Below are 11,695 nucleotides of genomic sequence, written 5' to 3'. Positions count from 1 at the left end.
TTCTCACGGACTACGGTCAGTTCTACTTGTCCGGTGATAGTTCTCCCGACAGCCAGGAAGACTTCGAAGAACTTGTCGAGGAAGCTCTGAGCGACGGAACGATCGCAAGCAACCAGACGTCCGCCGTTGTTCTGTCCCCGCACCAGAACAACTTCGACATGCAGATGGCGATCAAAGTCTGGGACCAGAACCCACCCGAGGACCGAGGAGACTGGGACCAGGTGGTGGACCTCGTCCTCGACATCGATCAAGACGGATCCCTGCTCCTTGATTCCCCTCCGGGCGGAGAACCACACCAAGTGACGGTCGATCCGGGCCGGTACCGCGTGGAAGTATGCGGCCGCGGCTTCGTGGCCCTCGGTTGGCCCGGCTCGACCGAACCCAGGGACACGTGGCGCATCCGCTTGTGGCCGGCCACCTCTACAACCGATGACCTCCCACCGAGGAAGCTCTGGACCGAGACAGACACCACGACGAGCAATGCGGATCCTGCAGAAGCTGGGCCGGAATCGACGCCTGCATCGGCTTCTCGGACGACACCCCACGACCCCGCACTCTCGCCGGATGACGATTTTGCGATCTGGGGAGGTAAACCCCCGACAGCCGAGCTTCTCGCAGCCGGGTCGATGGCACCGAACCTCTGTCTCCTGGACCGCGCCCTCGCGGAAGCGATCGCCTTCTCATCCCCCGACACTCAACGCTCGATTGCCCGGTGGGCTGCCCGGACAGCGATTGAGCGAGCGGACCTGAGCACCACGCAGTGGGTCCAGGACGGACTTAACGCGCTCGAGGAACACGTCGCGCTTCCTGCGCCGTTCGACGGTCTCTTCAATGCGCGGCAGCGGGTCGAGACCGACTCCGCCCTTCGGCGGCTTCGTGCTCGCGCGAAGCCAGCCCTCAGAAACCAGCAACTCGCGCGGCAAGTCTTCGCCGTCAGTTCACTCACCAGCGCCGGGGCCGACGATCCCGCGCGAGCGGCCCTGGACGCGACCTACTACGCGGTAGTCGACGATGAGAACACCCAGGTGTTGTTAGGTGAAATTCGGTCGAAGTTCCTTCCTCGATAGACCGTTTCACTTCAGGAACCCTGACCGGCGTGTTCTGGAAGCGGTCCCGTGACCGGAAGTCTCCTGACCTGCTGTTGTCCCGTAAAGGTGGTCCGGTGACGAATTCCGAAACGGTGCCATTCCAACACCACCTCGCCGAAGGTGTTGCAATGACCGATAGAACCCTGGGTGCGATAACCGGGACTCCTCCAGCGCACCCCCACGGCGCCTTCGGCATGGGCCCAGTCAGTCAGCTCAGAGGTTAATGGTCAACCCTATCCATAACCCGGGCACCTACCCGTTCAACGTCCAGGTGACGTTTCTCGTGCCGGCCGCCTAGCGTCAGTACCCCTCGCCGGATTTACCTCATCGCTTCCTGTCGCGCTCTTGGATGATCCGATCGGCCAGCCGATACACCGCGCGCACGCCGGTGGGAGGTACGTCGGGTACGGCTCGGCCTGCGGTAGCAGTGTCGGAATCCCCAGGGACAATCCCCCTCCAGCACGACATACCAATCCCCAGCTATCACATCTGGCCTGCCCAGATGTAGCTACGGCGACCTTGTTCCACCGCTGGATCCCATACCGCGGATAGCACTCCCCGCCCGGGCAACAGCGACTCGCAATGGACCCAAGTCACTGAAGGTTTAGGACTGTATTCCGATGGCGGCCGGCCCAAATCGCCGGCCGTGGCGGGGCCACATGACGTCAGCTCAGCATCACTACGCAGGGCGTTCGCGCGGGCACCGGAGTTCGAGTCAACAACCAGGTATGCGGACGAGTCGGGAAATGAACCGTAGTACTTGGCGTACACGATGGTGTCGTCCTCCGTCAGGTGCAGGCCTAGGTCTGTAGCCAGCTCTGCGGCGGCGTTCTCGTCCGATCGTGCGACGTACCAGTGGTAGAGCCGAGGGCCACCGAACCAGAGAACCAGCGCTCCGATCACGACAACCGCAACAGCGATGCCAGTCCACATTCGCCGTGATGGTTTCGGGAAGACCGTCATCCCTTGATACGACCACAACCAACAACCGCCACCTCGTCAGGGATACCGACCATGGTGGCGCATTCGCGGGCCGAGATGAACGCCGTACCTGCGGCGCCGTCATCCAGCGCGCGGTCCCGGGTACACGAAGCGGCGCCGTACGTCCGCGAGGCCCCTTCATTGGGCCCATTGGGCAGTTGTACCGATCCGCCTCCGGCGGTCGATACACAGCGCAGGAGGTGTTGTCATGCTCGACTTGTCGTACTGGTTCCCCGACGTCATCAACGCTCTGACCGCAGCAACGAGGTGGTGGCAGTCGCTTCCATTCAACTAACCCTGGAGGAGATGACAGTGATTCCGATCCCCCCGTACGGGTTGGGCGACAGCTGGATGGTGTGGACACCTTGGCTGGTGCCCATCGTTCTCTGGTGGAACTCCTGGCACTGACCCAGTACCTACCGCGCGCAGCTGACATGACTTTTGCGGACCATATCACCGCTGTTCCGGAATAAGCGGACCATCTTTGGTCAGGTCACGGGCTTAATCGGGCGTATGCGTCTGATCGCGCCCATGCTGGCCACGGCCGGCACACTCCCGGACAACACGGACCGTCCGTGGAGTTTCGAGATGAAGTACGACGGGTGCCGGATGCTGGCCTCGGTGGGCGGCTGCGAGCCGGTGCTGTGGACCCGCGCCATGAACGTTGTGACACCTCATATCCCGAGATCGCCGAAGCTTTGACAGCGGCATTCGGCTGCCGCGGACGCATCGTTCTCGACAGCGAGGTCGTCGTACTCGATCACGGCAAGCCCCCGTTCGGCCTGCTCCAGCGGCGCATTGGGATTGCACACGCGACGAAGCCGTTACAACGACGAATCCCTGTGACATTCTTACCCTTTGACGTCCTTTACCGGACTACGGGCTACTCCCCATCGCCTGCCTCGATGACGCGAGATACCAAGCGCCGATTGCAACCTGATCGAGGGCGTCGCGTAGTAGCAACTATCGCAATGTGTGCGTTCGTCGACGCGAGTCGAAACCGGACGAGCACACCGTCGGCGCCGAGGGTGATCCGGTGCAGCATCGACCGTCCTAGCCGTCGTAGAACGGCGATTCCAGACCTGTTTCGAGGATTGAGGGGCGGTCTGCGCTCACCCAATTACCGACTCGACAATGACCCGGTTAGCGCCCCGGCAATGAGAATCTCACCGGACGGTGCTATCGGGTTCCTACTGGTCAGTGAGTTTCAGTCAGGGCCCGGCTTTCGGGACGTGCCGGTCAGCGTTCCGTTTGCGGCACAGCAGGAAGTTTGACCCGGTAACCCAGACGCTGTGTCCCGAAGACCGGGTCAGCCTCCGAGCCGTCAAACCACCGGATGGACCGAGAATCGGGGGCACACTGCGGAACGGTTCCTTGCGGCTGAGCCGGAACCGGCAGCCCACGGACCTGAAACACATCGCCCTGGCTCGGTAGTGTGCAACGCATGCCCATCAAACTCGAGAACGTCGGCATCGCCGTCCGCGACCTCGAAGCGACGATCGTCTTCTTCACCGACCTCGGGCTGACCGTCCTCGGCCGTGACACCGTCAGTGGAGAGTGGACCGACACCGCCGTCGGCCTCGACGGCAACCACGCCAACATCGCCATGCTCCAGACGCCAGACGGCAACGGTCGCCTCGAGCTTTTCGAGTACATCCACCCCGACGCCATCGAGACGGAGCCCACCCGGCCTAACGAGATCGGCATGCACCGCGTGGCTTTCTCAGTCGACGACTTGGACGAGGCTCTCGAGATCGCCGCGAGCCACGGCTGCCACCCGCTGCGCGGTGTGGCGACCTACGGGGACGTGTACAAGCTCACCTACGTCCGCGGCCCCAGCGGCATCATCGTGATGCTCGCCGAAGAGCTGAAGAAGAGCTGACCGCAGAACGATCGGTAAATGGTCATCAATCCTCGATCGGCTGACTATTGCCCGAACGTGAAGCGCAGGTTCGCGTTGATGAGTTCGTTCACTCGCTTGCGCATGCGGACGGTCGTCTCCCCGTCCGGGACCGGGTCGTCGACGATCAACGTCCAGGACAGAGTGGTGCTGCCGTGGGGTGGGCCAACGATGTCGAAGCGGATCCGTGCGTCCGGACGCCACGGCCAGATCGAAGTCCATACGACGAGGTTCGGTTCGACCGCTTCTGCGATCGTGGGACGTTGTTCGTCGTTGTGCAGGATCAGCCACCGACGAACTGGGTCACGGTCAGGGTCGGTCAGGGCTTCGCAGACGATGCGAGGCGGTGGTGGTTGGGTGCGACGCCGGCTGGCAATTTCGGGCACCAACGAACCATATCGGTGCCTCTCACTTTTCGATTGCCGACCTGTGCCCGCTCATCGATCGTCCGCCGGTATGGGACCGGCGGACATTCCAGCGGGGATGGCTAGGTGTTGAAATCTGAGAGAGCGTCACGCTGAGCCCGGTGGGCGCTGCGTTCGATGGCCCGGTACACCGTCGACCGGCCCACCGAGAACAGATCGGCCAGTTCAGCGGTCGAGTACTCGCCTGACACGTGAAGCTCGACCAGGTGCCGTTCCTGGCGTGGGTTGAGCTTCGGCTTCTTGCCCTTCAGGTGTCCCTTCGCCTTCGCGATCCGCATCCCCTCCCTCGTTCGTGCCCGAATCAGGTCGCCCTCGAACTCGGCGACCATCGCCAGGACGTTGAACAACAGGCGACCGACCGGGTCGGTGGGATCGTGCAACGAGGCTCCGATCTGCAGACACGCGTGCCGAGCGGTGAGCTCGTCGACGATGTCCCGAGCATCGGGCAACGAACGGGCCAGGCGATCCAACTTGGTCACCACGAGGGTGTCGGTGTTCCGGCACGCTGCAAGGGCGTTCTGCAGTCCTGGCCGTTGACGATTGGTGCCGGTCAAGCCGTGATCGACGTAGATCCGTTCCGGTGAGACCCCGAGCCCGAGCAGTGCGTGCTGCTGTGCGGTCAGGTCTTGCTGATCGGTGGACACTCGTGCATACCCGATGTACATCGCTGATTCCCATCTCTCGAACGCACAACGCCGGCGGCGCAGTGCTTGGGACTCCACGGTCAAACATCATCGGCAAGGGCAGGCCAGGACCGCTGCCCGGAGCTGATGCCGTTGGTGCATTGGCCTTCCAGGCCCGGCATGGCTCAGCCTTCGAACGATTCATCCCGGTGATCGTTCCGTCCGGTGCGGCGGGCAATCACACCGACGGTCACTTCTGCCTCTCTAGGCCGAGAGACGCGTGATCTTGGCGAGGGCGTCGCCTATCTTGTCGGCCGCAAGGTCGAGCTCGTAGCGGTCCTGGATATTGAGCCAGAACTGCGCACTGTTGCCGAACGCCTTGGCCAGCCGCAACGCGGTGTCTGCGGTGATCGACCGCTTGCCGAGCACGATCTCGTTGATCCGTCGGGGCGGAACACCGATGATCGTGGCTAGGCGGTTCTGCGTGATGCCGAACGGCTCGAGGAAGTCCTCGCGGAGGATCTCGCCGGGGTGAATTGGGCTCAGGTCTGTAGTCATTGTCGGTGTTCCTTTGTCGATTCTGTGGTCGGATGGAGCGTCGGCTCCCCTCTGGTGGTTAGTGATAGTCGGTGATCTCCACGTCGTATGCGGCGGTGGCGCGCCAGATGAAACAGATGCGGCACTGATCATTGATCCGAACGCTGTACTGGCCCACCCGGTCCCCGGAGAGCTTCTCCAGGCGGTTGCCTGGGGGCACCCTCAGGTCGTTGACGTCGGTGGCAGCCTCGATCAACAGGAGGCGCCGGCGCGCGATCCGCTGAATGTCCTGCGGGAGCTTCTTCGAGAACTGTCGGTGAAAGACCCGCTCGGTCTCTTTGTCGGCGAACGACTCGATCACTCCACGAGTATAACGCACTGCGTTAATAACGTGAAACGTTATGCTCCGTGGAGAGTGGCGGCGCGTCTCCAGCGGTGCTCCAATTGGCCATCCGCTGGCGGGAGCTGCGGAGGCTCAAAATCTCACTCGGTCAGCAGCAACGGCCGAGCGCATACGACCGATCTTGCTCGGTCCGAACTGCGCGGCCGGGACGTCCACCAGGTCCAGACGCTGGCGGCTACGGGTGCCGCATCGCTCGATCCTCAGCTGCCTCCGAGGATGATTCCCGCCCGCGAAAGCTGGCCCATTACATCGATCAGCCAGAAAGTTACTGCGGGCGGAAATGGGGACCAGAAGTTCCAGCTGTCTCCTGCCAGATGAATGAAGCTGTCCATCTGAATCACCTTCTACGAGCGACGGCTGGCGAAGTCGTCGGGGAGCACAGCCAACGATATTCGACATCCGACGGCCGACAGCCCGGAACAAGGATGAGAAGGGAGCGGCACGCCAATGGTGACGGTCTTCGATGACGGATCCCTTTCCGACCAGCGGCAGGTAAAGCAGAGCTGGATTGGTGCGCACGACACCCCGCTTCGTCACCGAGGCAACAGCGTCGAGACGGGCCTGGCGTGCAATCAGGCTAATGACACGGGCGGGCAGCTCGGACGCGCGAAGATGGCGTTATGCCGATCCAGGACTTGTGGAATCAGGACAGTTTGGTGTGGCACTTTGGCTTGTTCGACGGAGGCCCCGCGATCGGGTCTGATCACGACGTCGAGGCGCCGCAGGTATGGGTGCGTGCACTCGAAGCCGTCGCCCGCGATCTGCGGTGCCTGCGGTACGGGCGCGACGTGCGGTTGGGTGGATTGGTGTGGGAGCTTGCCGTTAACGGTGACTACGCCGTCACCATCGGCTGGCAGGGCGTACACGGCATCAGTGGGTTCAGCCGCTGCGACGGCTTGTCGATGGATGTTCCGTTCGCTGAGGCCGCGGTCTGGGTGGCCGATACCGTTCAGTCAGACCTCGCTGGCTACGACTTCGTGCAGTGGCCCTCACAGGGACAACGCATGCTGCTGCCGCGCAAGCGCGACGATGGTCCGGTTTGGATCGATACCCCTACCGACGACACGGTTGCCGCCATTGGTGAGCTATGTCAGCACATCGACCGGTAGGGCAAGACCCTGGTCTGTAAGTCTCTGAGGGATCCGCTTTCGGGACCAGGGCCGACCACTGCCGGACTTGCGCAGGGACTCCAATCTCGTCCCGGTGATGGTTCCTTGTGCGGTCATCGCGTGTCGGGCGCATTGTTCAGGTCGGGGCACTTAGCTCAGCAAACCATCGGGTGACATTCGTGCTGGCTGCGAGGAGGATCGATACAGAACCAACTGGTCGCAACTAGGGCGAGGCGGAGCCTGACATCATCCCAGACCAGTCTCGCAGGTAAATGAGAAATCCCCCAGGAGGCTGCGGTGACATATAGCGCTGCGTCAGCCGAGACACCCGTTCGGGTAGAGCGCTGCGACGTCTGCATCGTCGGAGCTGGCATCGCCGGAGTCAACGCTCTATTCGTCGCCAGTCAATACTTGTCTCCCTCACAGAAGGTCATCCTGGTCGATCGCCGCGATCGTTCCGGCGGCATGTGGGTCGACACCTATGCATATGTGCGACTACACCAACCGCATGGCCTGTTCACCGCCGGCAACATCAAGTGGACCCTTGGCCAGGATCGCTCCTATCTGGCAACAAAGGACGAAGTCCTCACCCACTTCGAACACTGCCTCGACGTGGTCAAGCAACGAGTGCAGGTGGACGAGTACTTCGGCTGGGCGCTCGAGTCGCATGACGAGTCCGACGGGATCGTGCGCCTCACCTGCACATCGTCGGACAGCCAACTCATGGTGGTCGAGGCGAAGCGACTGATCAAAGCCAGCGGATTCGGGGTTGTGCCCAACGACCCACTCGAAATCTCCAGTTCACGTGTCGTGTCGGTGTCACCCGACTTCTGCGACATGCGGGGCGACGAGATGCGGGCGAGCGACGCCCCCGTATGGGTCGTGGGTGGCGGAAAGACCGCGATGGATACCGCTCACACACTGATCACGGAATACCCCGGTCGTGAAGTGAACCTTGTCGCAGGTTCAGGAACATTCTTTTCGAACCGCGACCGTCTATTCCCTGTCGGCGGCCGACGATGGTGGGGCGGCACAATGGTCACCGGCATTTTCATAGAACTGGGTCGGCGCTTCGACGGGACAAACGAGACCGATGTCGCGACCTGGTTACGCGATACCTACGGCACCTGGTTGACCCCTACTACAGGAAACTACCTGCTGGGCTTGCTATCCGAGTCGGAGAACAAGACGATCGCCACCGGCCTGAACGAGGTGATCATGGATCACGTCGTGGATGCCGTCGACCGCAACGGCGAGACCGACTTGGTGTTCCGCAGCGGATCAGCGAAGACGATCCAACCGGGCAGCTGGATGGTGAACTGCACCGGATACATGCTGCGCGGCGACCACCCCTACGAGCCCTACGTGTCCGACACCGGTGCGGTCGTCACGGTGCAGCCGCGCTCTGCCACACTCCATCTGACCTCATACATGGGTTACTTCTTGACCCACCTACTGTTCTTGGACAAGCTCAGGGACATCCCGCTGTATGAACTCGACGCGCCGGATTTACGGAAGAAGTCAAATGCAGTATTTCCGTACACGCTCGCATCGCTCGCCATGCACAACCTCAGCCTCATCGTCGACAGCGTCCCGAACAAAGTGTTCCTCGATTGCGGACTCGATCTCGATCGCTGGTACCCGCTGCCACGCCGCATGATCGGAACAACGCGATTCATGCTCACCCACCGCCGCGGACGTGAGCACCTCCGGCAAACCCTAGACACTGTGCGTGAACGATTCGATGTTCGCTGCGGCCCACTGAGCCACGCATAACCATCAGTTCCTGACGCCTCATGTCCGCGCAGACCCACGGCGGCGCAGCTCGATCCCGTAAGCGGATCCGCTTACGGAACGAGGGCCGACTGCCGCCGGCATGCGCTGGGACGCCACTTCGTCCCGGTGCAGGTTCCGTTCGCGGCACAGCAGGAAGTTTGACCCGGTAACCCAGACGCTGTGTCCCGAAGACCGGGTCAGCCTCCGAGCCGTCAAACCACCGGATGGACCGAGAATCGGGGGCACACTGCGGAACGGTTCCTTGCGGCTGAGCCGGAACCGGCAGCCCACGGACCTGAAACACATCGCCCTGGCTCGGTAGTGTGCAACGCATGCCCATCAAACTCGAGAACGTCGGCATCGCCGTCCGCGACCTCGAAGCGACGATCGTCTTCTTCACCGACCTCGGGCTGACCGTCCTCGGCCGTGACACCGTCAGTGGAGAGTGGACCGACACCGCCGTCGGCCTCGACGGCAACCACGCCAACATCGCCATGCTCCAGACGCCAGACGGCAACGGTCGCCTCGAGCTTTTCGAGTACATCCACCCCGACGCCATCGAGACGGAGCCCACCCGGCCTAACGAGATCGGCATGCACCGCGTGGCTTTCTCAGTCGACGACTTGGACGAGGCTCTCGAGATCGCCGCGAGCCACGGCTGCCACCCGCTGCGCGGTGTGGCGACCTACGGGGACGTGTACAAGCTCACCTACGTCCGCGGCCCCAGCGGCATCATCGTGATGCTCGCCGAAGAGCTGAAGAAGAGCTGACCGCAGAACGATCCGTTTGGGGAACGTATACGCCAGGTACGCCGTTAGCCTGATGCGATGACGCAATGGGGGACCGTCGGAGTCGACCATCACCAGTTCGTGATGGGATCGCGGCAAGCTGACACCCTCGACGGTCAACAGCGCGGAAGTCTGCTCGAGGTCGGCCCCGGATTCGCCACGGTACACACCGGTATCGCCTACGGACCGGTACGAGTCGGGGTCGAGGTCCTGGACTCGGCGCCGCACGCTGAGGCATTCCCGGAGTGGGAAGTAATCGAGGAGGCCGACCTCGAGGTGACGACGGAACTCGTCGTCATGACCCTCACCGGTGAGCTCGCTGACGGACTACGGGTGACACCGCAGCTTCCACCCGCCCGGTATCGGCTTCGCGCGCATGCACGGGGACGGGACGCCAATTGGGATACGGATGTCAGCGAACCGTCAGAGGACTACTGGCTGCAACTGTGGCCTGCCACCGGCGAAAGCAGCTTCGCCCAACTCAAGAAGGAGGACTCGGTCTGGAGTGACGGCGACGAACCCACGGCGAAGGATTCGATGCCCGATCCGGCTGCTGATGCCACACTTGCGTCCGCCGGCCCCGCTAGGGCGGTGCTGTCCGATCCCCATCGGAGTCTCGCTGAGAAGTTTGCCGAATGGGGGGTCGCCCGCCCCCCGAACGATTCCGGCTATTCGACGATCGCGCCATCCGTGAGGCGGCGAAGCGACTCGCTCAACTCGACCGGGACCTCTTCGATCAGCTGATCGAACTCCCGGAATCTCAGCAGGATGCCATTGCTCGTTGGGCAGCGAAAAGCGCACACGAACGGGCCGGCCTCGCTGATATGGGTTGGGTCGCAACCGCCCTGACCGCACTCGAAAAGCATGACCCGCTTCCGCCGCCCTTCGACAACGAAGCGCGTGCCCTCGAACGCCTCTCCAGAGACCCCGAGACCCCGCAACAGATGTCCCTCCACTCGGACGGGCGTCAGTACGTGCAATGGATCTATGCCGCCTCCTCGATCTTCAGGGCGCTCGAGACTAAGGAACTGGCGATGCTGCAACCCCTCATGCTCGCCGCTCTCACCTACGGAACCGACCATTACCAGGAACTTTTCGACGAGCTACGGCGAGCATTCGACCTTTGATCGCACCCCGCTAGCCGAACGACGACCGGGACGGATCGTCCGAACGGCGAGTCCCCGCCCCCTCCCGTAGGCGGATCGGCAACCAGTTGCCGATCGGAAAAAAATCGGTCGCGCGTGCCGGTGAGCCTTAGTCGCAGACCTGCGGTGCGACGAGAAACAATCCGCCACAGACGAAGGCGCGGGATAGCTTCCACTCATTGTCGGAACGCACGAAGGGGATGGGTCCGACCGGGTAAGGGGCCATGCGTTCGAGGTGGCCCTGGCCAGTCGCGTTGATCATGTCTGGGCCGACGGGTTCCACGGTAGTGAACTGGATGTATTGGGGTGAGGGTTGCGCACCCCAGGCCCGCGCGATCGGCAGGGTCTGGTCGCTGGGACCATCCAAGAGACGCGCGCGGTCCTCCTCGCGTATGGAGTAGTTGGTTGTGGCGTTGTACAGGGCGGTCAGTTGCTCGGCGGTAGGCACGAGATCGGTGATCGGCGCCGGCGGCGGTGCGAACTGTGTGGATTGGACGAAGACGGTCGGATTACGCGATTCGGTGTCATCGACGGACGAGCAGGCGCCGGCAGTTGCGATCGCGACGAGAGCGCTGGCACCTATCGCGGCTTTCCTCACCCTCATGATCTTGGTATCGCCCCAAGTCGACGCAGCGTGACAAGCCCGTGCCACAGCGCCCGTCCCGAAGTCGGAACCCCCGCTGGGCGCTCCGGGCCGACAGCGAGCCAGCGGACAAGTGGTTCCCGCAAGCGGATCCCTGACCGGGCACGCACGCGCGTTGCGGAGCCGGCGTCTCGGGAACCGTCACCGGCGCGTTCGGGAAGTGGATCGGTAAGTGGGTATCGATGCGTCCGACATCCCACTATTGGCCACAGGAACGGCCACCAGAAGAACGTCGTCACCGAATCCGATCATCGCAATCAGCCGAAGATCGGGCCGA

13 protein-coding genes and 1 pseudogene are annotated in these 11,695 nt (G+C 62.7%); 8 read left to right on the top strand and 6 right to left on the bottom strand.

The window, feature by feature from the left end:
- The first annotated feature begins 158 nt into the window (after positions 1-158).
- The 3 genes and pseudogenes from JVH1_RS21210 (at position 159) to JVH1_RS21200 (ending at position 3,951) form a co-directional block, all read left to right on the top strand.
- Entirely contained in the window at positions 159-1,067 is a 909-nt protein-coding gene (locus JVH1_RS21210; protein ID WP_157173975.1) for a hypothetical protein, read from the top strand.
- Positions 1,068-2,582: 1,515 nt separating this feature from the next.
- Positions 2,583-2,938, top strand: a pseudogene (locus tag JVH1_RS21205) (DNA ligase); the annotation flags it as partial.
- 575 nt (positions 2,939-3,513) lie between these two features.
- A complete protein-coding gene (locus JVH1_RS21200) occupies positions 3,514-3,951 on the top strand; it encodes a VOC family protein (RefSeq protein WP_009480663.1) in 438 nt (145 codons plus the stop codon).
- Positions 3,952-3,995: 44 nt separating this feature from the next.
- Here JVH1_RS21200 and JVH1_RS21195 read toward each other — a convergent pair whose 3' ends face one another.
- The 5 genes from JVH1_RS21195 to JVH1_RS21175 form a co-directional block, all read right to left on the bottom strand.
- On the bottom strand, positions 3,996-4,355 hold the full coding sequence (locus JVH1_RS21195) for a hypothetical protein (RefSeq protein WP_009480669.1): 360 nt from the start codon (positions 4,353-4,355) through the stop codon (positions 3,996-3,998).
- Between the two features lie 101 nt (positions 4,356-4,456).
- Positions 4,457-5,059 carry a recombinase family protein gene (locus tag JVH1_RS21190; protein WP_009480668.1) on the bottom strand — a complete coding sequence of 201 codons (603 nt, stop codon included), beginning with the start codon at positions 5,057-5,059 and terminating at the stop codon, positions 4,457-4,459.
- A gap of 222 nt (positions 5,060-5,281) precedes the next feature.
- Positions 5,282-5,575, bottom strand: a complete 294-nt coding sequence (locus JVH1_RS21185) for a HigA family addiction module antitoxin (RefSeq protein WP_007297375.1) — start codon at positions 5,573-5,575, stop codon at positions 5,282-5,284.
- 58 nt (positions 5,576-5,633) lie between these two features.
- On the bottom strand, positions 5,634-5,915 hold the full coding sequence (locus JVH1_RS21180) for a type II toxin-antitoxin system RelE/ParE family toxin (protein ID WP_009480667.1): 282 nt from the start codon (positions 5,913-5,915) through the stop codon (positions 5,634-5,636).
- Between the two features lie 242 nt (positions 5,916-6,157).
- Positions 6,158-6,289: a hypothetical protein gene (locus JVH1_RS21175; protein WP_009480666.1), complete on the bottom strand. Its 132-nt coding sequence runs from the start codon at positions 6,287-6,289 to the stop codon at positions 6,158-6,160.
- Positions 6,290-6,577: 288 nt separating this feature from the next.
- Between JVH1_RS21175 and JVH1_RS21170 the strand changes: the two genes are divergently transcribed.
- The 5 genes from JVH1_RS21170 to JVH1_RS21150 all read left to right on the top strand — a co-directional run bounded on the left by JVH1_RS21170 (position 6,578) and on the right by JVH1_RS21150 (position 10,757).
- Positions 6,578-7,066: a hypothetical protein gene (locus tag JVH1_RS21170; RefSeq protein ID WP_043782979.1), complete on the top strand. Its 489-nt coding sequence runs from the start codon at positions 6,578-6,580 to the stop codon at positions 7,064-7,066.
- 297 nt (positions 7,067-7,363) lie between these two features.
- Positions 7,364-8,842 (top strand): FAD-dependent oxidoreductase, encoded by a 1,479-nt coding sequence (locus JVH1_RS21165; protein ID WP_009480664.1) that lies wholly within the window; start codon positions 7,364-7,366, stop codon positions 8,840-8,842.
- Between the two features lie 332 nt (positions 8,843-9,174).
- Positions 9,175-9,612 carry a VOC family protein gene (locus JVH1_RS21160; protein WP_009480663.1) on the top strand — a complete coding sequence of 146 codons (438 nt, stop codon included), beginning with the start codon at positions 9,175-9,177 and terminating at the stop codon, positions 9,610-9,612.
- Between the two features lie 57 nt (positions 9,613-9,669).
- Positions 9,670-10,374 carry a hypothetical protein gene (locus JVH1_RS21155; RefSeq protein ID WP_009476187.1) on the top strand — a complete coding sequence of 235 codons (705 nt, stop codon included), beginning with the start codon at positions 9,670-9,672 and terminating at the stop codon, positions 10,372-10,374.
- Between the two features lie 80 nt (positions 10,375-10,454).
- Positions 10,455-10,757 (top strand): hypothetical protein, encoded by a 303-nt coding sequence (locus JVH1_RS21150; RefSeq protein WP_009476188.1) that lies wholly within the window; start codon positions 10,455-10,457, stop codon positions 10,755-10,757.
- 127 nt (positions 10,758-10,884) lie between these two features.
- Here the strand turns inward: JVH1_RS21150 and JVH1_RS21145 are convergent, their stop codons facing one another.
- On the bottom strand, positions 10,885-11,379 hold the full coding sequence (locus JVH1_RS21145) for a hypothetical protein (protein ID WP_009476189.1): 495 nt from the start codon (positions 11,377-11,379) through the stop codon (positions 10,885-10,887).
- Positions 11,380-11,695: the final 316 nt, after the last annotated feature.

Origin of the sequence: Rhodococcus sp. JVH1 (assembly GCF_000280725.2) — a bacterium.
Lineage (GTDB): Bacteria > Actinomycetota > Actinomycetes > Mycobacteriales > Mycobacteriaceae > Rhodococcus_F > Rhodococcus_F jostii_A.
The sequence above is the reverse complement of the archived record's forward strand: the minus strand, read 5'-3'. Positions and strand labels throughout refer to the sequence as shown.